Consider the following 20,719-nt stretch of genomic DNA (forward strand, 5'->3'; position numbering starts at 1 on the left):
CAAGAGCCTACGGGCTCCGTGACAGCCTGCAATCGCGGCCACACGCAGATCAGCTCAGATATCGATCTGGACCAGTCCGGTAGCATCTGTGCTGCCTTCCGACGGAGGCCTCAGTGACCGTCCGCTCTCAAGCCATCCGGCTGATCGGCGTCGACGACCGCTTCACCGAGACCGGCCACGTCGTGGTCGAGGTCGGCGGCGCCTACCCTGAAGTGGTGATGTTCAACGGCGATCCGTTCATCGCTACCGGCGATCAGCCAGCGATGCCGGATCCGACCATTCCGCTCCAGTACCGCAAGGTGCGCCCGTATCGGTTCGTGCGGAGGGCGCTGCCATGATGCCCGGCGACCACCTGCAGCTTTCGCAACCTCCTGCGGTTTCGCTAACGACCTGCAAGCGCGGCCATGCCCTGGTCGGCGACAACCTGCGGCACCACCCGCGCCGGGGATATCGGATCTGCGTCGCCTGCCTGAGAGAGGCCAAGGTCCGCTACCAGAGGCGCTATCCTGAGCGGATCAAAAGCCAGCGGGAGGCATGGCGAGCAGCAAATCCCGAGAAGGCTGCAACGATGAAGCTCGAATCCCAAAAGCGATATCGGGACCGGGCATCAAAGGATGGCACACTCTATTTTGGGTACACCAAGAACGTGCTCCAGGCTGTCGGCCGCGAGCGGCTGGAGGCGGCATTTGAGACCGTCCGACGCACCGGTCAGATGGCAGACATCTATCCCGTGATTGGCAGTGTCGGGCGCTGGCGCGCGATACGCCTGTTTTACCCGAAGATCGCAAATCGAATGGACGCCGCCTGGAAGCAGGGCCGCGTCAATAGCAAAGTCGAGATCATCAAGCCGGCGAAGCCCGCAATCATTCGTCTGGCTGCGGTCGATCTCCTCGATCGCATCAACGCTGTCGTCCCGCGCGGGCTGCCACGGGATCAGCGCCAAGACATCGTCAGTGACATGGTCGAGGCGGTGTTCGCCGGTCATATCCGGCCCGATGCTATCGCCCAACACGTCGCCCAGTTCGTGCGCGCCAGCTTCCGGTCCGACCATAACAAGTTCGGACCGCTTTCGCTCGACCTTCCCGCATTTCGAGAAGGCGACACTCCACTCATCGAGACCATCGACAAGGGGCTATGGCAATGACTGCACTTGCGCACCAAACACCGAACTTGAGCACCCCGATCCGGCGTCGAACCAAGATTGCAGGGCGGAAGGCACGTAAAGCTAAGATGCCCGATCCGATCAAGTTGAGGAATGAACTGCCGTTCTTTCTCAATGGCACGCAAAATCGCGAACCGTGCTATTGGAATGTCATTCCATCCGGGAACTATAGCCAAGACCTGAAAACAGGCGGCGAGTACGCCCGCGCCTTCCTTCCCATGCTTATGTACAACGGCGGGGCCTCCGACCTTGGTGTCATCGTTGACGACATGGCTAAAGCCGCGCGCAAACTGCGCCCAGACAGCAAGGGGCGCGCGATCGATGCCGTCGCGCTCGGCTTTCTCCTGGAGATCGGCGGCATCATTCAGGGGCTGATCGGCGCAACTGCTATCAGTACAGCAGCGATCAAGAGCCGCGATCGGAAACGTTGTGACGACATCGTTAAACTCGTCGAGAGCGGCGAGGTTTTCAAGGGCCTGCATCGCTCGACGCTATTTCACAATCCGAACGCTAGCATTTTTGATTGAAGAGTATCCAATGATCGCCACACAATCAGTCCCAGCTCCGCCGATCTTTGTTCCAGCCGTTCCAGCAAGGAACCACTTCGCTGCTCGGAACCGAGAGGAGCAGTCGAAACGCCGATTTCCGGAGCCCTCGGCGCCCCTAAGGAATCAGAAGTCGTTCTCGGATTTGTTCTGCGCTGAATACCTTCGTCGAGCGGCAACATTGGTTCGATCAATCCGGAAAAATCGGCGACACAAAAACTCAGCTTCGGCTGTGTTCGATGACGTGGAACGCGCATATCGCGATATTGTCGCGGCGAGGAAACGGTTGGCCAAGCTGTGCAAGCAGCTTCCGGCGAACAGAACGAAGTCATTCCCCCTCGTTGTGCTTCCTCGAGAAGGTAGAGAAACAAGCTTCGCCAGCGAGGTGATCAGGTACTTTGACGATTGGATCAAAGAGGCTCGCGCTCAAGGGCAAGCTTGGATCGAAATCAATTGCATCAAAGAAAAAAAGATCGAACGTCTCAAAACGCTGAAGGCCCGTACTGACGCTTTGCTGGAGGATCAGAAACTATCTGGCCTCTACGCTCTCCGTGTCGAAACTGCGGCGCGCGAGTCCGCACTTCACAGCCTGACGTTCGAGGCCTGCTTTTCAATCAAGCTTACGTCTCGGCTGGATTGCCAGAAAGCTGCCCACCTCATTCGCACTTTAGCCAAGTGGGAAGTTGCTCGTCCCGAATACCGGATCGAGTTCAATCCCTATCAGATAGCAGCTCTGAGCAAGCGCCTTATGACAGCGCTCGCCAACCCTTCATTTCGGTAAAGCTCCCGATGTCGGCACGCCCCACTACTGACATCGGCACGACGGACGCGACGGCCCCTGCCCCAGGCTCGTCGCGTCCGTCCTCCCAAATGAAGATGGGAAATCGCACTGCGGAAGTCGATCAGCCGATGCTGCAGATGCTTCTGTCGGACATCTACAACCAGTTCGAGGGTTCGCAGGAAATGGAAGAGTACCGGGACCGTCACAACATCAATTCAGCCGCCGTGCTGACCGTAATTGACGATGAGACCGCGGCCGCTTTGGTTGAGCATCTAAAGCCACGGATCGAAGGAAAGACTGTCGTCGAGATCGGCGGCGGTATCGGCCTGCTTTCCCTCCACATTGCGAGGGTGGCGAAGCGTGTCTACTGCTTCGAGGCAAACCCGCTCTGGTCTTGGACCTTCGCCAAAGTCCTTCTAAGCCAGAAGCCGAAGAACATCTCATACATATTCGGTGCCGCTGACGAGTTCGTCGGGACCATCCAAGCCGACGTCACGGTGATCGCCACCCACTCCGATATTGCCGGGATGAGACTCGTTGGACAGCAATTCGCGCCGGCCGTCATCGACATCTACGGCGAGATCATAGACACGAACCCGGAAGCCTTCGACCCGTTCGCGCGCCGGGCAAGGTATTACGCCTGAAGTCATGGCCGAGGTCGACAAAACCGCCCCCATGAGGCTTGCAGACGCCGTCAGGATCGCCTTTCCTAAGGGCGGTATGACGGTCGCCGGACTGCGCCGCGAGATCAACCGGGGCCGGCTGATCCCTGAGAAGATCGCCGGCAAGCACTTTGTGACCTTGGCCGGTATTGAGGAGATGCGAAGGAAATGCCGCGTAGAAGCAAAGGAGCCAGGCTCGAGCTTCGCCCTGCCCGGCGCGACGCCTCCGGAAGGATCACCCACCGAGCGACCTGGATCATCCGAGATGGCCCCAAGTATCGCGGCACAGGATGCCTTGAGCATGAAGTTGCAAAGGCTGAGCGAGCGCTAAAGGCATACATCGACGGGAAATACTCGCCGCAGCGCAAGGAACGTGACATCGACACCATCCCGATCGCCGATGTGCTGTCCATATTCGTCGATGATCGGCCGGACCTTTACGGCGACGACGCCCCCGATTCCAAGAAGTACGTTTCCAGGATGAAGCGCCTCAACGCCTTTTGGGGCAAGCTGATGCTGGGTGAGGTCAACAAGGCGAAGTCCAACGAATACGTCAAGGAGCGGGGCAACAAGGGCGGAGCTCGCCGCGACCTGGAAGACCTGCGATCGGCAATTACCCACCACGCGGACGAGGGACTGCACCGCGGCATAGTCAAGGTGAAACTGCCGAAGAAGGGCGAGCCTCGCGATGGATGGTTGACGCGGGACATGGCCGCCAGGCTGATTTGGGTCTGCTGGCGGGCCCGAGAGATCCAGACGGTGCACCGCGGGCCGAACAAGGGGCAGAAGATCGAGACCGAGAAGCGGCCCCTGCGCCATCTGGCGCGGTTTATCGTCATAGGCATCTATAGCGGAACCCGGGCTGGTGCGATCGCCTCAGCCTCGCCGATCGCGGCTATCGGGCGGTCCTTCGTCGACCTGGAGCGGGGCGTCTATTACCGGCGCCGGCAGGGACAGGCGCAGACCAACAAGCGCCAGCCGCCCATGCCGATCCCTCCTCGCCTGCTGGCGCACCTGCGGCGCTGGCACGCGCGCGGCATCATCAAGCGCCATTTCGTCGAGTTCAATGGCCAGCCGGTGGCGTCGGTCAAGACGGCCTTCGCGCGCGCTGTGAAGCTCGCAAAGCTGGGCAAGGGCATCTCGCCGCACACCCTCCGGCACACCGCTGCGACCTGGCTGATGCAAAACGGCACCGAGCCATGGCAGGCCGCCGGCTATCTCGGCATGTCAGTGGAGACCCTGCTGAGGGTCTATGGCCATCATCATCCCGACTTCCTGGCGGACGCTGTCGAGAAGATGACAGCGAAGCCAAAGCGGCGATCTACCGCCACAGCTACGCCACAGAAACGCAGTGAACAAACCGAGACGAACGTTATCAAACTGCCGAAAAAATCATGAGTTTCCAACGAACCTATGCATCTTTCCGGCGCTCATAACGGTCTGGTTGCAGGTTCGAGTCCTGCCGGGCCCACCAAAGAGATCAATGTCCTACCGGATTCTCGTTGCCCGCAGCGCGACGACCGCACCAGAAACGTGCACTTTTGTGGGAGCGGTCCGCGCTCCGCGGAGACCTTTCACCGCCCCAGATCCGGCTCGACAAGAAGTTGAACTCCGACGATGCGCTCGATAAGCATGAGGGGCCTGTCGGCGCGCTGCGAGACAGGGAGGGCCGGCACCGAGACCGTCGGCGTGACGATCACGTCGGCCTGGTCGAACAGGGCTTGCACCCGTCTCAGCAGGTCGGTTCGCGCGAACAGCGCATTGCGCACGGCCTGCGATTACTACAAGGCGCTGGCGACCATTCAGGGTGACCAGGCATTCCGGCCGCTTTCCGAGAGCGAGTGTCCGCTGATCAAGTAGAACTGCGTTTCGCCGACCGGAGGTGCTGCATCGCTACGGGAAACGCTAACGCGTACCCAGGCCGCGCGCATTCGCGACCTGCATCGGCTCGAATTCGTGAACCTTCTCGGGCCGCAGCTTGCGATAGACCGGCGCCACGCTGCGATCCTCATCCACCAGCGTCAAGCGGTCGATCTCGGTCAGATCCTTGGGCGTGAACGCGATCTCCAGTGCCCCGATGTTCTGGGAAATGTGTTCGGGTTTGTCCGCTCCGGCGATGACCGTCGACATCGCCGGACGCGACAACAGCCATGCCAGCGACATCTGTGGCAGCGTCCACCCCCTCGATTCGGCGAACGCCTTGAGCTTCTCCTGGACGTCCCAGTTGCGCCGACTGTTCCATGCCGCGTAGCTCGGGCTCGCGGCGGCACGCGTGCCAGGAATTGCCGGCGCATCCCGCCGGTACATGCCGGTCAGCAACCCTCCTGCCAACGGAAAGTACGAGTTCATGCCGATGCCATACCTGACGCAGAACGGCACCATGCGCTTCTCGATGTCGCGGTAGAGCAGGCTGTAGTGGTCCTGTGTCGAGATGAACTTCTGAAGATTGTGTTTCTCGGCGATCCAGAACGCCTCGCAGATCTCCCATTCGAAAAAGTTGGCGACGCCGAGGTACCGCACCTTGCCAGCGTGGACCAGATCGTCCAGCGCGCCGAGCGTCTCCTCGATCGGCGTGCGGCGGTCCGGCCAGTGCACCTGGTAAAGATCGATGTAATCAGTCTTGAGCCGCCGCAGGCTCGCTTCGCAGGCCCGCACGATGTGAAGCCGCGACGTCCCGATATCGTTTGGACCGTGATCCATCCGGTTGCTGAACTTGGTGGCGATCACCGCGCGTTCCCGTCGGCCGGACAGCGCCGCGCCGAGCCTCTCCTCGGACGTGCCGATGCCATAGCTGTCGGCCGTGTCGAAATAGTTGATGCCGCGGTCCATCGCGTGGTGCACCACGGCCTCGGCGCCCTTCGCATCGACGAACTCGCCGAAGGAAAAGCAACCGACACCCATCTCGGATACAGTTAGTCCGGACTTGCCGACCCTGCGGTACTTCATGCCGCCGGCGCTTTGCACCTCAAGCCCGATCGCGGTGACTTTCGCACCTGCACGTGTCGCTTCGGACGCTGAGACGGTCATTGGAGCCTCCCGTTTTTCTTGCGTTATTTGTTGTTGTCCTGCCAGACGAACAGGCGCCCACCCAGCGCGAGCAACAGCCGGTCAACGGCAAATCCCATGCCTGCGATGACCAGGATGCCGCTCCACATCAGCGCGGGATCGAACGAGCGTTCGGCAAACATGATGAGATAGCCGAGACCGTCATTGGCCGCGATCAGCTCGGACGCGACGATCAGCAGGAATGCCGTCGAGGTGGCGACGCGAAGGCCGGCAAACACGATAGGCAGCGCGGCCGGCAGGACGACATGCCAGATCAGCTGGCGCTGGCTGGCGCCCTTGGTCAGAGCGTTCCAGATGAAGAACTTGTCGACATTCTTCACACCGGTATAGGTGTTGATCACGATCGGGAAGAAACAGCCGAGGAAGATCAGTCCGATTTTGGAGGCATCACCGATCCCGAGAAAGATCATCATCAGCGGGAACAGCGCGAGCTTGGGTGTCGGAAACAGCGCCGAGATCAGCGGGTCGAGAAAGCTTTCAATGACGCGGACGCGCCCCATCAGGACGCCGGCGCCGATGCCGGCGACCGCGGCCAGACCGAGCCCGGCACCGGCCCGCATGAAGCTGACCCCGATGTGATGCAGGAGCTCATGGGTGACGAAGACCTCCTGGTAGAAGGTTCTGGCGACATCCTCGAGCGGCGGCATGAACATCGGATCGAGCAGATCGAGGCGCGACAGGATTTCCCAGATCAGAAAGATCAGGAACACCGGATAGTAGCGGACGACCGCCGCAAACCTGATCCGGTGGAGTTCGGCGGCGGGCGACTTTGGCGCACCCGGCCCCTCGCCTTCAGCACGCGAGGCGGAATCGGATACCGTCACGATCGTCATCCGATCACCTCCATGGTTTCCTGGCGAATCGCCGACCAGATATGGCCGCGCAGCCTGCCGAACTCCGGCAGCGTGCGCGTCTCCTGCCGCGGACGCGGCAGATCGACCCGGACCACCTCCTTGACCCGTCCCGGCAGTGGCGACATCACGACGATCCGGTCCGAGAGCAGCACCGCCTCGTCGATGCTGTGGGTCACGAACAGCACGGTCTTGCGGTCGCGCTCCCATAGTTGCAGCAACTGATCCTGCAGAACCTCGCGCGAGAGCGAATCCAGCGCACCGAACGGCTCGTCCATCAAGAACACGCTCGGGCCGCAGGCCAGCATCTGGGCGATCGCGATGCGCTGCTTCATGCCGCCGGAGAGCTCCCGCGGATAGAAGTTCGCGAACTTGCTCAAGCCGACCATGTCGAGATAGCGCGCTACCAGCGAACGCCGCTCGCTCTCCGCAACGCCACGCATCTGCGGGCCGAATGCGACGTTCTCGGCAACCGTCCGCCACGGAAAGATACTGGAATTCTGCAGCACCAGCCCGCGGTCCGGGTCCGGGCCGACGATCGGCTTACCGTCCACCAGCACCTCGCCGTCGCTGGATCGGAGCAGGCCTGCGATGATGTAGAGCAATGTCGACTTGCCGCAGCCCGACGGGCCGACGATGCTGACGAATTCGCCGCGATGCGCCTGCAGATCGACCCGGTCGAGCGCCAGCAAGTCGCGGCCTCGGCCCGAGCTGAAGCGCTGGCTGATCCGCCGCACATCAACGTGAACGGCAGCCGCATCGGGATGAGTGATGGCCGCGCTCGTCATTGGCTGACCACCTTGTCCTCGTCCCATTTCATGCCGAGCCGCCCATAGGCCTTGCGCAGGTAGCTGATGTCGACGATCTGCTCGTAGGTCACCACCGGCTTGCCGCGAAGCTGACCGGACTCGGTCAGGATCTTGCCGTAGGCTACGAACGTCGCCTTGGGCAGATCGAGAGGGTTCAACAGATCCCGTTCGCGGCCGGTTGACGCGATGCGCAGCTTGAAGAAGGCCTCGTTGGTGTCGGTATCGAGCTTCAACGCTTTCGCCATGATCTCCTTGACCTTCACGCCACCATTTTGCGTGACATCGTCCTCGATGAATTTCCGCGTCGTCAGCATCCCCATCAGGAACCGCACGGCCTCCTCCTCGTGATCCCTGAGCCAGTCGGCGCGCGCGGTGATGACTTGCGACATATCGATCGCGATTTGCGTGATCTCATCGCTGGTCATCAACTGCGTGGTTGGTATGCGTTGCGACACATGGTAGGCGCCGATCGCCGTCATGACGGCGGCATCCACTTCGTTGTGAACCAGCGCGCCCTCCATCTGCGTATACGGCATGCTCAGGAACCTGACGCCGTTCGGGTCGACGCCGGCTTCCCGGAACCTGTCGCGGAGAGCGAGGTACCAATTCGACGACAAGCCGAACACCGCGATCCGCTTGCCAGCCAGGTCCTTGAGCGATTGCACTCCGGTGTCCTTGCGAGCGGTCAGATTGACCGCCGACCAGCGGTTTCCCTGCTTGTCGGTGAACGCATATTCGACGGCCGCGATCACCTTGAGCGGTGCGCCGAGCGACGTCATCTGTAGTGTCGGCACAGGCGCTACGGCTGCAAGATCGACCTGTCGTGCCGTCAGCGCTTCGAGCTCCGGCGCGTTGTCGTTGAAACTCTGCAAATCGAGTTTCAGCCCCTGGGCTTCGTAGGTCCGCTGCTCGAAACCGACCCAGAACGGCGCAACCGGCGTCGAGGCCTGCCATCCGAAGCGCAGCGGCCGGGGCTGGAGGTCTTGCGCCTGAACCGCGGGCGCGGCGAACAGGGTCAGCGCAAGTCCTATCAATGCCGTTCTCAACATCGCTCCCTCCCGTGGTTCGGCGATTTTCTCGCCTTCTTGATCATTTGCCGCGGCGAAGCCGCTATGGTGGTCTGCCGCGCGATTGCATGCGCCGATACGCCAGCGCATACGGTTTCAACGTGCTCAGGATCAGCAGCAGGATGACCGGGCCGACCATGAGCGTGAATCCGGCCATCGCGTAGCGCAGCATGGCTTCGTCATGAAAGAACCTGTCGGTAATCAGCGCGATCGCGGTGGGACCGAAACCGCCGCCGACCACGCTGATCGAGAACAGATAGAGCGCGCTGATCTGGCCGCGCATCTCGTTCGGCGTGACGATCTGGATTGCCGCGTTCTGGCCGGGAGCCGTCATGCTCAAGGCGGTAAAGCCGAGAAAGCCAAGCGCAAGCGACAACCATGGATCCGGCATCAACGGCATCGCAACGAACATCGGCAAGGTCAGGCCGTAGGCGAGCAGGCACGACACCACCAGCGCGTCCTGTGGCCGCCGCTTGTTGAGATATTCCGCCAGCAGCGTGCCGAGGGACAGCCCGAGCGGCGTCGCGATCAGGATGGCACCGCCGAGCAGCGGGCCGACCCGTTCCGGCCCCCAGCCATAGGTCCGCTGGAAGAAGGCCGGCCGCCATGCCTGCAATCCGTAACTCTCGACCGAGGCGATGGCGATGCTGAGAAACAGCGGCGCGTAGAACCTCCAGTTCAGACGGAGAAAGCGCACGACGTCGCGCAGCGGCACTGCGCTCCTGGATCTCCGGTCGCGCCGCTCCGGCTCGTGCACGGTTCCCCACATCACAAGCGCGAGCAGCAGCCCTGGCAATCCGGTCGCGAGCAGCACGAGGTGCCAGTCGCGCACGACGATACCGCCCGGGAGCGACAAGGGCGGCAGGCCGGCAAAGGCAGCGAGCAGACCCCCGCCAAGCGCGAGCGCGCCGGCCATGCCACCGGTGATGCCCAGTTGAAAGATCGCAAAGGCGCGCGGCAGCTTGTCGTGCGGCACGAGGTCCGCGATCATCGACATCGAGCACGGCCCCTTGACCGACTCGGCGGCCCCGACGAGCGCGCGTGCCGCGAACAGCTGCCAGAGCTGCTGAGCGAGGCCGCATAGCACGGTGGCAAGGCTCCACAGCGTCAAACCCGTGGTCAGGATCACCTTGCGGCTTCGGGTATCGGCAAGCCGCGACAGCGGAAAGCTGAACAGCACATAGGCGAACGAAAAGGTCAGGCCGATCAGAAGGCTGATCTCGGTGTCGGACAGATGCAGATCGCGCTTGATCGGTCCGACCAGCAGGTTGACGATACCGCGATCGATGTTCGACATCATCGAGACCAGAGAAAGCACGACGACGCTGTACCAGGCGCGCGACGACGCCGGTAACGTAAAGGCCCGCTCAGCGGCCTGATGCGCTACGACTTCGCTTTCCAACGCCAAGATCGTCTCCCTGCCAGCAATCCCAGTTCTTGTCGCTATCGGTCTGCAGATATCGAATCGCCGAGATCGCGGCCGTCGCGGCGTCGCCGGCGACCGACGCAAGCAGGCGCACGGAACGGCTTCGAATGTCGCCAGCAGCGAACAGGCCCGGCAGCGAGGTCCGCATCATCAGGTCGGTCTCGATGTGGCCATCGCTGTCGAGCGCAACGAGGTCCCGCAGCAAAGCGCTGCGCGGCTCGAGCCCGGGATAGACGAACACCGCGCCGCACGTGGTACGTTCGATCTGCTCGCCGCGGCGGATGACGATCGCCCTCACCTGCCGATCGCCTTCGATCGCAACGACATCTGCGTCGCTGACTATGCTGACATGGGGCAGCGCGGCGAGTTGTGCGATCGCGGGGGAACGAGCGGACGGCGATCGTCCGCGGTGAACAAGCGTGAGCTCGGACGCATGGCCCGCGAGCACCAGCGCCTCATCGACTGCCGAATCGCCGCCGCCGACCACGGCGACCGCCTGGCCCGTGAACAACGGGCCGTCGCAGGCCGCGCAGTGCGAGACGCCGCGGCCAACAAACTCCGCTTCACCCGCGACCCCCAATTGGCGCAATGACGACCCGGCGGCCATGATCACGGTGCGGGCCACGACTTCATCTTCGCCGCAGACCACGCGAAAGGCGCCGTCGCCGGGAACGAGCGCAGACACGCGGTCGAGCCGAACGGCAGCGCCGGCCGCCTCCGCCTGCTGCTGCAGCAGAGGACCGAGCTCATATCCTGCGACGCCATCCGGATATCCCGGAAAGTTTCGGATCCTCTCGATCGTCGCAACCTGGCCGCCCGGCATCGATTGTTCGATGACCAGCGTATTTGCGCCACGCTCCGCCGCAATCATGGCCGCGGTCAGGCCGGCTACGCCCGCTCCGATGACGACGACGTCTGCGTCTTGCATGACGGTTTGTGCCTGCGGATGTTTGCTCAGCGCCAGTCGTCGACCGATACGGTGGCGCGGTTCTTTGCGCCCATGATCTGCCAGTAGCCGTTGGTCTCACCGCCAACCACGACGACGTTGATCTCCTCCTCGAGGAACATCGGGATCAGCGCATCCGGCGCAGCCTTCAGCCGCGTCGCCAGCGGCTCGACGCCGAGCGTGGCGTTCGGATAGATGTAGTTCTGCACGAGCTGCATGTCCCAGTAGCGGCCGGCGGGCATCTGCGCCGTCTCGTGAACGAAGCGGATCAACTTGTCTTTGGTGTCGAAACCGCCACGGTCGATGAATTGGCGCGCCGTAATCGGATCGAGCAGCAGCACCGGCGCCGTCACGGTGTCGACCGCAACAAGCATGTCGCGCACATGCTCACGCCAGTATTCCTTGCGCAGGCCGAGACCGAAAGTCGTCGAGCGGCAGCCAAAGAACACGCTGACGACGCTGTCTTCCGCCTTGAAGCCGCGCTGCACATGCAGCGGCTCCCAGGGGCTGCGCTCCTCGCTTTCGGCGAAGGTAACGCTGTTGTAGGTGTAGGCGTTGCCAAGCGATCCCATGAACGTGTCGCCAGGGACCGATCCGCCTTGCAGGTTCTGCGACAACAGCCCGTAGGCGCGCCCGATCGTCGCGTTGGCGTGATTGTACGGTCCCATTGCGCCGATGCCGCAATTCATGCCGATCTCGTGGCGGATCGGGCCGTTGACCACCGCCATCGCAGAGCCCGAGCTCGATGTGCTGCCACGCGCCGTCACTTGCGAGGCGGCGAGCGCCAGGATCACCGGAAAATACTCGGGGCGGGCTCCCGCCATCACGGCATTCACGGCAACCTTCTCGACCGTGTATTCCCACGCTCCGCGATTATGCGTCGGCTGCATGCGGCCGACGATTTTGTCGGCGGGCTGGCTGGTGCCGGCGAGCATCGCCGCAACCCGCTCCTCGGTCGGCAGCACGATCGGCAGCTTGTCGGTCCAATGATTGCGCAGAAAGATCTCGTGCAGCTCGGCTTCGGTCGCGGGCTCGACGAGGCGCGGCGTCGATCGGTCCGCCTCGACCGGGTGACGGTTCGCCGCATGGCTGGTCAGGGCTTCAATGATCTCGCGCATCACCGGACGCCCCGTCACGGGGTCGTCGCCTTCGACATAAGAACGCAATTCAGTCGCGCTCTTTCCCATCACCGGTTGCGGCACGAACACCGTCGGCGCATCGGGCAAGCCGGCCATCCTGGTCACCGAGCGCACGACCTTGTCGAAGGTCGCCGTATGAAGCGCGACCGTCGGAATTCCGAATTTGGTCTCGAGGGTCACCGCATGGGTCGAAACCGCCGGCGAGCAAGTGCTGCAATGGCCGACGCCGATGATCGCGGCGTGTCCGTTTGCCTTGATCTCGGTCCACAATTCCTGGTCGTCGCGGCCGTAATAGCCGGCAAGCGAAACGAGCCTGACGGTGACCGATGGCATATGGCCGGCAAACCAGTTGGCGACCTCCTTCAGAAGTTCGATGGAGTCATCGAAGCGGCTGTCGATCAGGTAGATCGTCTTTCCATCGAGGCTCCCGAGCCGCGGTGCGAGCGACTTGCTGGTGATCTTCGGCGGATAGCCTACCGGATTGAGGCAGATGATCTGATTCTGGATAATGGCAGGAGCGGAAATAGCGATATTCATAACGCCACGAATCCTTCCCTTGCTGCCTTAGACGGCGGCTCTTTTGCTCAGTTTCGGACTGTCACCGTCCGAATTGTGCCCAATTCTGCATCAAAAATTTTAGTTGTCAATAAGATCGTCTGAAATAAGATCATTTATCGACCTTGAGGCGACCTGAGATGGCGGGCATAACGAGCCATGCGCCCTCTTGAGGAATGGACCACGACGTTGAGCACCGTTGAATTGCCGGAAACGCCGCCGCGCGAGGACATCAAGGGAGAGGAATTACAGCTTGGCCTGCATGGCCAGCGGCTCGGCTTCCGCGTACGGCGGTTACACCACCTGCTGAGCCAGCGGGTCGAGGAGGCCTTCGTGTCCTACGGCCTTCGCCCCGGCTCCCTCACGATGATGGTGCTGATATCGGCGAACCCCGGCTACTCGCAGGTCGAGTTGTCCCGGATCGGCAACCTCGACAAGTCGGCGATCGTGATGATCGTCGATGAGCTTGAAAAGCGCGGATTGGCGATCCGCGGCCGATCCTCCAGCGACCGGCGGCGCAATTCGCTGTTTCTGACGGCGCAGGGCGAGAAGCTGATGAAGGAAATGCACGAGATCGCGATGGCGACGGAGCAACCACTTCGCGACGGCCTGTCGGCGGAAGAATACGATCAGTTGTTCGAGTTGCTGGAGAAGGCCCGCACCATTGTTGCGGCATCGACTTGATGAGCGACCGCTCACGTTGACGATGGCGATCGCTGCCCTACGCCGAATAGCTTGCCCTCAGCACGTGCTTGAGGACCATGCCGGAGCCTTGCGCGGTAGCGCGTCGATGATTCGAGACGCTTGGGAATCTTGAATCCGCCGGGCCGAACATTCCTCCACTACCCGGACGGCGCGACGTTGACATAGGCGTCACCGCAATAGTGATCAGGACGACTGCAGTTGGCGAAACGCTCTTCCAGAACCAGGACGTATGACGTGTAAGTCGGATCGGTCGGCGGCCTGAACTTTAAATGAAGATCGAGATCGTCGAAGGATTGATTGGGACCTAACACATCCGCACCGCCAGACAGGTCCTTCGTATAGATCTCCGCCACTTTGTAGCCTTGAATGTCCGGGCTTTTTCCCGATTTGGCCGCCTGCACGGCCCATACCTGGATCCGCAAGGACCCTGAGGGATTGGTTCCGGTATTGTAGATACTCTTGATCGACACGTCGGCGCTGCCCGAACCGATCTTGAGCGATACCGGACCTTGAAAATCGATCCTGGAATCGAGGATTGTTTCTGCGCGTGCGCCGGCCGGAACGCTTGCCAAGACAATGGCAAGAGGAAACACCGAGTTCCATGTCAGATCGGATCGCATCAATCTCATGATACCCTCACTCGACGGGATGACCGCAACTCAGCATTGCGGGCCCGCGGAGAGCTTGCCGCACCATTCGAACGTTGTCTTCAAATCCGTGGTGGAGAACACCACGTAACCACGATATCGCTCATATCCCATAGCCGGCCTCCCATTGAGTTCGCCCTGCCACCAGGGACCGGCATTTCTGCCAAAAAAGCTGACAGCGGTGCCCGCGAATACGAAACGCAGGTCGTGCTGGCCATCGGCCGACATTTCATCACTGATCCTGCAGGGCTTCGGCGGCCCAACGTCAAGGTCACAGAAGCCCGACCATTTCGAGGGCCCCTTCTCCTGACCGCTTGCCGGTAATCCACAGATCACCATCGCTCCAGTCGCGGCCATGGCGCTGTAACGCATGAACATGATCATCATGCTATTCCCTCGAGGCGAGTCCCTCAGCAGAGCGAGAGCAACGGGAAGTCGTTTGGCGATCATGATCGAACTCAAGCCTTTCGCTCATTGAGATAGCGTTCCAGATAATCAGCAAAGCGCCTGTCATCCAGATGTCCAGAAAGACGATAGGGAGGATCGTAGGAGAACGCGAATTTGTATGTTCCGTCGCGTTCGATCGTCACATCGCAAGCCGTCCAGTAAAGACCGCTTTGGCCATGCACAACCTCCGCAACATTCTCCAAGCCTTTCGGCTTCATCTGAAAGACGAAAGTCGACCTTTTCAAATCTGCCGGCCGAAGAGCGCGCAATCGAGAAGGCAATCGTGCTGCTCGTCGTCTCAGGAGTATGCAGGAGAGTTTCGTAGTTTACGACGATCCGCTCCCACACCCGATCGTTCCAGTCACCATTCATGACATCGGACACACTCGCGACGATAGCTTTTGCTGTCTCCGCGTAGGCCTGCTCCAGCTCATTCATCGACGGCTCCAAGCGCTCGACTCCCTTGAGGCTCGAATTATATAGATGCCGGAGGCGCCGGCCAGATAATCCCGGCTAATGAAAGACGCCTTCCTCGAGCTGATTGGCAAACAGACACGAATGGCATCCGAGAACGGATGGGCATTCATGCGGTCGCGGACCAACATAGCAAGCCCTCCATGCCCTTTGCAGAAGTCGATTGGCTTAGTTGCCAGCATCTCCCGAGCAGCGTCGGAAGAACCGATCACCAGCGCATACAAATTGCGCTTCCGCGTGCGGAACTTGACGGCATCTGCCGTATGGCAAAGCCGCACGGATCGAAAACGACATGCCGAACAGACGGGTCATCCCCGGCCAGCAAGAACATAGACGTCCGTGATCATGCCCAGCAGCAAGGTTGTTCTCTTCACGAAAACATGACAGCACTTGTGCAACGACCTGCACACTCTCGACGTCGCACCGTGGCCGGCGCAAGGCGACGCGCGCTTGCCTTGAACTTTCCGAACGCCCCGGGCGGCGGAGAATCCCGATCGCCGGTATAGATTCTCTAATCTGAAACGCCAGAAAATCTGCGTTGTCATTCCGAGCTGGCGAGCCATAGTCCCCCACCGAGACAATCACTTCCTCGTCACGCCGGCTCGACTGAGCATCTGATTGTCTCACGCGATGCCAACTCGAACCGCTCCCTCACAGAGAAACATACATGCATCCAGTTTCCACCGAAGATCCGACTTACCGGAAGCGGATCAACGTCCTCAATACGAATATGGCCTATGTAGATGTGGGAGAAGGTGACCCGATCGTTTTCCTTCATGGGAATCCGACGCCGTCATACCTGTGGCGAAACATCATTCCGCACATCGTCCAGTTCGGAAGATGTCTTGCCCCTGACTTCGTCGGTATGGGTAACTCCGGGCCCGCACCCGACGGCTCCTATCGTTTCGTCGACCATCGCCGATATCTTGATGCGTGGTTCGAAGAAATGGACCTCACGCGGAACGTCATTCTCGTCGTTCACGATTGGGGATCGGCGCTCGGCTTTGACTGGGCTTTTCGCCACCAAGATCGCGTCAAGGCAATCGTTTACATGGAAGGAATAGTAAGACCCTTCTACTCCTGGGATGAGTGGCCGGCAGCAACGCGCGCCTTTTTTCAGGCCCAACGCACACCTCAGGGCGAAGAACTCATTCTCCAGAAGAATCTCTTCATCGAATATCTGCTACCGCTCCGCAATATCTCGAAGGATGCCATGGAGGTATACCGGCGACACTACCGCAACCCGGGCGCGTCTCGTCAACCGATGTTGACATGGACGCGTGAACTACCGATCGCGGGAGAGCCGGCCGACGTCTGCGAGATTGTCGAAACGTATTCAAATTGGTTGTCGACCAGCTTGATCCCAAAGCTGTTCATCGATGCGGAGCCCGCGGGGTTTCTGATTGGCGCTCAGCGCGAATTCTGTCGCGCGTGGCCTAACCAGCAGACGCTTATCGTCAACGGTTCGCACTTCCTTCAAGAGGAGGCACCGGAGGAAGTGGCAGACGCGACGGCGCGTTTCATCGCCAAGGTACAGGCGGGCCAGATCAGATAGCGGGGATGCGAGGCGGCACTTTGAAGCTGCATGCGCCTTGCGGGCGTCGACTCCTCCATAGCGCGTCGGCAAGTTCAGTCATCGTCATACGACATTTCCTGAACGCGACCTCACCTTTTTATGCCAGTTCAGCGTATGCTCACAGCAACTATGATCCGGGGACAGACGCATCGCGGCTCCTATCGCGGCGGGTCCCCAATAGCGGCAGCCGGGTCGCTTTGAAATCTGCCGAAGCCCGCCGGCGCCAGCAGCCGGCCAGTCCCGGATCGCAAGTCCAGCTCCCGACGCCTATCCGTCATCGAGACCCCGCCCGCGACGTACTTGCATAAATGGCCGCGCGATTGAATATTCGTTGCACTGTTTGCAATGATCAGGGTCATGCCGATGAACGCCAAGCTGGAGCCGCGCCGACTGCACTATTTCATGGAGGTGCTCAATAGCGGCTCCGTGCGCGGCGCGGCCGGCGCGCTCGGCATGGACGCCTCGGCAGTCAGCCGGGCGGTTGGCTTACTCGAGAAGGAATATGGCGCGCGCCTGCTGGAACGGCGCGGCCGCGGCGTTACGCCGACTGACGCCGGCCAACTGCTCGCCGCCTACCTGCACCGCCAGCAGGGCGAACGACAGGCGCTGCTCGCGCAAATGGACAGCATCCGCAAGGTCGAGTCGGGTCATATCGATCTCGTGACGGGCGAAGGTTATGTCGATTGGCTGGCCAGGAGCAGCTTGAGCCGCTTCATGCAAACCCACCCGAAGATCACGATCAGCCTCGATATCGGAAGCACAGACGAGATCGTCCAGCAGGTCGTGGAAGAACGCGCGCATATCGGCGTCCTGTTCAATCCGCCGCGCGATGATCGACTGCGCTCGCATCATTCGCAGCCGCATCCGATCAGGGCCGTGGTGCCGCGCGGGCACCCGCTGACCCGGCTCGGCCGGCCGCTCAAGCTCGCCGACCTCGCACCTTACCCGGGAGCCGCGATGCATCCGAACTACGGCCTGCGCCAGCATGTCCAGGCCGCCGAGATCAGCGAAGGCGTCCGCCTCAATTTCGCGTTCACCACCGCCTCGTTCGACGCGCTCGCCCATTACGTGACCGCCGGGCTTGGCTATGCGTTGGCATCGAGCCTTGCGATGACGGAGGCCGATGCCGCCAAGGTGGTGGCGCTGCCGATGAAGAATGCGCTGCTGCATCGTGGCCGCACCCACGTGGTCTCGCGTCAGGGACGCACCCTGCCGCCCGCCGCGATGCAGCTGCTGCGGATGATGGTCGCCGAGATGCGATCACCGGGAAGCGGTGCGCGGTAGACTCAGGCGACCCTTACGACCTCAATCGCGGCGAAGCGTTGCTGGAAACCAGATCGCGAGCTGCGGAGGCGGACGAAACGGCTTCCAGCTTTCCGTCGGCTGGGCGAGGCGATCGGCAATCACCCACAGCGCCGGCGCGTGAAAGCCAAGCCCGAGATGCGTCGTGTTCACTTCGACGTTTTCACGCTCCCCACCCTCCTGCTCCAGGCAGGCACGCCACGCCACCACGCCGTCGGTGCGGGTATAGATCGATGTTGCCGGCACCGGGATCGGTTGCGCGAGACGGCTGATCCGCTCAGTGGTCGGCGGTTGGTATTTCTGGCCGGTCAGAAGCCGCCAGATCGCGCGGACGTTGCTCGCACCTGGAGCTGCGAACGGACTGCCAAGTGTGATGACCATCCGCACGGCCGTGGGGATCTGCCGCGCAACCTCGCGCGCGATGATGCCGCCGCGGCTCCAGCCGACCAGGCTGACCTTCGAGCCGCCCTGCTTTTCGAGTTCGATGACCCGCGCCGCCACGGCGGAAAGATCCGCGTCCGGCGCGCGCACATTGCGGCCGCGGCCCCATCCATGAACCTGATAACCGAGGAATTCGAGGAACGCGCGTATTGCCAATGTCGAGCGGTCGTCGGCACCCAACCCGGGCAGAACCATGACGGAATGCCGCTGCCCGCGCGGCGCCGCCATCAGGAGCGGCGCCGCCACGGCAAGCAGCGCCGGAATGTCGAGAAAACCGCGCCCTTCCGCGGCCAGCAAAGCGAGCGAGGGTGGTTCGACGGTCTGCTCGTCACGTCCCATGAGTAGCGTCCGTTGTTGATGCTCAGGAGCAGCCCTGCAACAGTGAATTGCCCGGCTGGCACGAAACGTCAGTTCGGCGGTGCGGCCTTTCCGAACACCCCGCCGATGGCCCGCAACAGCCAACTCGGCTGATACTTGATCCATTGGACCGCCAGCTCGTTGGCAAGCCCCGCGACATGCACTGGCTTTCCCGCCATGCAGGCGCGGTAGCCTTCCTGCGCGACGGTCTTCGCATCCATGATCATCATGCTTGGCATGTTGCCGAGATTGGTGCCATGGACCATTCCGGTGTCCGTCACGCCGGGACACAACGTCGTCAGCGTGATCTTGCTGCCGCTCAATTCCTGCGACAATGCCTCGCCGAACGACAGCACATAGGCCTTTGACGCGGCATAGACCGCAAGGTTCGGCACCGGCATGAACGCCGCGACGGACGCAACGTTCAGGATCCGTCCACTGTTGCGCTCGAGCATCGGCGCGAGGAAGAGACGAGTCAATGCCGTCATGGCTACGACATTGACCTGCAGCAGCCGCAACTGTTCATCGAGGCCGATTGCGCTGATGCGTCCTTCGAACAGAAGGCCGGCATTGTTCACCAGCAGGTCGATCCGCTCGCCGGCGTCCTGCAGCGAATCGAACACCGCCTGCGGCGCCGTCGACTCGCTCAGATCCGCAGCCACGATCGTCACCTTGGTACCGTGACTAGCCTTGAGCTCGCGGGCGAGCTCCTGCAGCTTGTCGCGGCTGCGCGCCAGCAGCACGAGGCTGAAGCGATTGGCTGCAAGCACGCGCGCGAGCTCGAGCCCGATGCCGCCCGATGCGCCGGTCACCAGCGCGCATTGACCTTCATTTCCGTTCACCGACATGAGGTGCCTCCCTTCGCTGCCAGAACGGTTTTGCGCAATCCACGGACGGCGCGTGCTACAAGCCGCCGCCGCGCCAAGCGACGTTCGTCGCGCCGCGCCAGCTCGGCGGATGTAGCGGCGCAGTTCCGGTCGGCGGCATATGAGCGGGAGAACCGTTCGATCGCCCGCAGCAACAGCTGGGCCTGCTCGAACTGGTGGGCCGTCTCCTTCACCTCGCCAAGCGACTTGCGCAATGGTTCCAGCACCTCGATCCGGTCGGGATAGCCGGACAGCCGGGATCGTGGATCGCGACTTTGCGTGGCCGGCATCACATCACCGACCGATCTTGGCCGATCGCCCTGACGACGTCGACGGCGACGGCCTCGACCGGTTGCAGTCCGTCGACGGTTCGAAGGATATTCCGCGATCGGTAGTAATCGACCAGCGGTGCCGTCTGCTCGTTATAGGCGTCGATACGCAGCTTGAGCGTCTCGTGATTGTCGTCGGCGCGCACCGCTGCGCCCTGCGCTCGCGCTTCGCGGACCCGTGTCTCGATCCGGTCCAGCAGCACCGTCTCGTCGGCCTTGAGCTCGACGACATGGTCGATCGCAAGACCTTCGGTATCGAGCAGATCGTCGAAGCCGACCGCCTGGGCCATCGTCCGCGGAAAGCCGTCGAGCACAAAGCCATGCTTGGCGTCGGCCTGCGAGATGCGTTCGACTACCGCGGCGATCACGAGCTGATCCGGAACGAGCCCACCATTCATCATGGTGTCCTTGACTTTCCGTCCGATGCTGGTGTCCGCGTCGGCTGCGGCACGCAGCATGTCGCCGGTCGAAAGGTGCGGTATGTCGTACTCTTCGACCAGCCGCCTCGCCTGCGTTCCCTTGCCCGCACCGGGCGGCCCCAGCAGAACGATCCTCATCGCATGCGT

The 20,719-nt window shown here is 61.7% G+C and carries 24 protein-coding genes; 9 read left to right on the forward strand and 15 right to left on the reverse strand.

Translation table 11 applies throughout. The features are described from left to right. The first annotated feature begins 113 nt into the window (after window positions 1–113). From CO675_RS27070 to CO675_RS27095, 6 genes are all read left to right on the forward strand, one after another. Window positions 114–338 (forward strand): hypothetical protein, encoded by a 225-nt coding sequence (locus CO675_RS27070; protein WP_097674889.1) that lies wholly within the window; start codon window positions 114–116, stop codon window positions 336–338. Then, window positions 335–1,144, forward strand: a complete 810-nt coding sequence (locus tag CO675_RS27075; RefSeq protein WP_097674890.1) for a hypothetical protein — start codon at window positions 335–337, stop codon at window positions 1,142–1,144. Before CO675_RS27070 ends, CO675_RS27075 begins: the two co-directional genes overlap by 4 nt. Further along, on the forward strand, window positions 1,141–1,689 hold the full coding sequence (locus CO675_RS27080) for a hypothetical protein (protein ID WP_143279130.1): 549 nt from the start codon (window positions 1,141–1,143) through the stop codon (window positions 1,687–1,689). The genes CO675_RS27075 and CO675_RS27080 overlap by 4 nt, the downstream gene beginning before the upstream one ends. Window positions 1,690–1,699: 10 nt before the next feature. Beyond that, entirely contained in the window at window positions 1,700–2,488 is a 789-nt protein-coding gene (locus tag CO675_RS27085; RefSeq protein WP_143279131.1) for a hypothetical protein, read from the forward strand. A gap of 128 nt (window positions 2,489–2,616) precedes the next feature. Then, window positions 2,617–3,132 (forward strand): hypothetical protein, encoded by a 516-nt coding sequence (locus tag CO675_RS27090; RefSeq protein WP_143279132.1) that lies wholly within the window; start codon window positions 2,617–2,619, stop codon window positions 3,130–3,132. A gap of 186 nt (window positions 3,133–3,318) precedes the next feature. Next, window positions 3,319–4,548 carry a tyrosine-type recombinase/integrase gene (locus tag CO675_RS27095; protein WP_097674894.1) on the forward strand — a complete coding sequence of 410 codons (1,230 nt, stop codon included), beginning with the start codon at window positions 3,319–3,321 and terminating at the stop codon, window positions 4,546–4,548. Between the two features lie 176 nt (window positions 4,549–4,724). On the opposite strand, the gene CO675_RS27100 is transcribed toward CO675_RS27095, so the two are convergent. The 8 genes from CO675_RS27100 to CO675_RS27135 form a co-directional block, all read right to left on the reverse strand. After that, a complete protein-coding gene (locus tag CO675_RS27100; protein WP_097674895.1) occupies window positions 4,725–4,919 on the reverse strand; it encodes a hypothetical protein in 195 nt (64 codons plus the stop codon). Window positions 4,920–5,055: 136 nt separating this feature from the next. Then, entirely contained in the window at window positions 5,056–6,177 is a 1,122-nt protein-coding gene (locus tag CO675_RS27105; protein ID WP_097674896.1) for an aldo/keto reductase, read from the reverse strand. 23 nt (window positions 6,178–6,200) lie between these two features. Beyond that, window positions 6,201–7,049, reverse strand: coding sequence for an ABC transporter permease (locus tag CO675_RS27110; RefSeq protein ID WP_097674897.1), 849 nt, complete (start codon window positions 7,047–7,049; stop codon window positions 6,201–6,203). Then, window positions 7,046–7,855 (reverse strand): ABC transporter ATP-binding protein, encoded by an 810-nt coding sequence (locus CO675_RS27115; protein ID WP_097674898.1) that lies wholly within the window; start codon window positions 7,853–7,855, stop codon window positions 7,046–7,048. The genes CO675_RS27110 and CO675_RS27115 overlap by 4 nt, the downstream gene beginning before the upstream one ends. Further along, entirely contained in the window at window positions 7,852–9,033 is a 1,182-nt protein-coding gene (locus tag CO675_RS27120; RefSeq protein WP_097674899.1) for an ABC transporter substrate-binding protein, read from the reverse strand. The genes CO675_RS27115 and CO675_RS27120 overlap by 4 nt, the downstream gene beginning before the upstream one ends. Then, entirely contained in the window at window positions 8,987–10,351 is a 1,365-nt protein-coding gene (locus tag CO675_RS27125; RefSeq protein WP_143279133.1) for an MFS transporter, read from the reverse strand. Before CO675_RS27125 ends, CO675_RS27120 begins: the two co-directional genes overlap by 47 nt. Continuing rightward, window positions 10,311–11,297, reverse strand: coding sequence for an NAD(P)/FAD-dependent oxidoreductase (locus CO675_RS27130; protein WP_097674901.1), 987 nt, complete (start codon window positions 11,295–11,297; stop codon window positions 10,311–10,313). Before CO675_RS27130 ends, CO675_RS27125 begins: the two co-directional genes overlap by 41 nt. Before the next feature lie 26 nt (window positions 11,298–11,323). Beyond that, entirely contained in the window at window positions 11,324–12,991 is a 1,668-nt protein-coding gene (locus CO675_RS27135; protein WP_097674902.1) for a UGSC family (seleno)protein, read from the reverse strand. 177 nt (window positions 12,992–13,168) lie between these two features. Here CO675_RS27135 and CO675_RS27140 point away from each other — a divergent pair, with 177 nt between their 5' ends. Beyond that, the gene (locus CO675_RS27140; protein ID WP_097674903.1) at window positions 13,169–13,693 is read left to right on the forward strand and encodes a MarR family winged helix-turn-helix transcriptional regulator; all 525 of its coding nucleotides are present in this window, start codon (window positions 13,169–13,171) and stop codon (window positions 13,691–13,693) included. A 158-nt stretch (window positions 13,694–13,851) separates the two neighbouring features. Here the strand turns inward: CO675_RS27140 and CO675_RS27145 are convergent, their stop codons facing one another. From CO675_RS27145 to CO675_RS27155, 3 genes are all read right to left on the reverse strand, one after another. Continuing rightward, entirely contained in the window at window positions 13,852–14,343 is a 492-nt protein-coding gene (locus CO675_RS27145) for a hypothetical protein (RefSeq protein WP_143279135.1), read from the reverse strand. A gap of 30 nt (window positions 14,344–14,373) precedes the next feature. After that, window positions 14,374–14,748, reverse strand: a complete 375-nt coding sequence (locus CO675_RS27150; RefSeq protein ID WP_143279137.1) for a hypothetical protein — start codon at window positions 14,746–14,748, stop codon at window positions 14,374–14,376. Between the two features lie 71 nt (window positions 14,749–14,819). After that, window positions 14,820–15,026, reverse strand: coding sequence for a hypothetical protein (locus tag CO675_RS27155; protein WP_097674906.1), 207 nt, complete (start codon window positions 15,024–15,026; stop codon window positions 14,820–14,822). Window positions 15,027–15,949: 923 nt separating this feature from the next. On the opposite strand from CO675_RS27155, the gene CO675_RS27160 reads away from it, so the two are divergent. Together CO675_RS27160 and CO675_RS27165 are read left to right on the forward strand one after the other, a co-directional pair. Then, window positions 15,950–16,837 carry a haloalkane dehalogenase gene (locus CO675_RS27160; RefSeq protein WP_097674907.1) on the forward strand — a complete coding sequence of 296 codons (888 nt, stop codon included), beginning with the start codon at window positions 15,950–15,952 and terminating at the stop codon, window positions 16,835–16,837. A 378-nt stretch (window positions 16,838–17,215) separates the two neighbouring features. Continuing rightward, entirely contained in the window at window positions 17,216–18,142 is a 927-nt protein-coding gene (locus CO675_RS27165) for a LysR family transcriptional regulator (RefSeq protein ID WP_198964754.1), read from the forward strand. Window positions 18,143–18,163: 21 nt separating this feature from the next. On the opposite strand, the gene CO675_RS27170 is transcribed toward CO675_RS27165, so the two are convergent. Genes CO675_RS27170 through CO675_RS27185 form a run of 4 tightly spaced genes read right to left on the reverse strand, consistent with a single transcriptional unit; the run spans window position 18,164 to window position 20,710 of the window. After that, window positions 18,164–19,084, reverse strand: coding sequence for an esterase/lipase family protein (locus CO675_RS27170; RefSeq protein WP_245452931.1), 921 nt, complete (start codon window positions 19,082–19,084; stop codon window positions 18,164–18,166). Then, complete coding sequence (locus CO675_RS27175) at window positions 19,009–19,806, reverse strand: SDR family NAD(P)-dependent oxidoreductase (protein WP_097674909.1); 798 nt, start codon at window positions 19,804–19,806, stop codon at window positions 19,009–19,011. Before CO675_RS27175 ends, CO675_RS27170 begins: the two co-directional genes overlap by 76 nt. Then, window positions 19,797–20,114, reverse strand: a complete 318-nt coding sequence (locus tag CO675_RS27180) for a hypothetical protein (RefSeq protein ID WP_097674910.1) — start codon at window positions 20,112–20,114, stop codon at window positions 19,797–19,799. Before CO675_RS27180 ends, CO675_RS27175 begins: the two co-directional genes overlap by 10 nt. Continuing rightward, window positions 20,114–20,710, reverse strand: a complete 597-nt coding sequence (locus CO675_RS27185; protein ID WP_097674911.1) for an adenylate kinase — start codon at window positions 20,708–20,710, stop codon at window positions 20,114–20,116. The genes CO675_RS27180 and CO675_RS27185 overlap by 1 nt, the downstream gene beginning before the upstream one ends. Window positions 20,711–20,719: the final 9 nt, after the last annotated feature.

The sequence above is a fragment of the Bradyrhizobium sp. C9 genome (assembly GCF_002532045.1).
GTDB lineage: Bacteria > Pseudomonadota > Alphaproteobacteria > Rhizobiales > Xanthobacteraceae > Bradyrhizobium.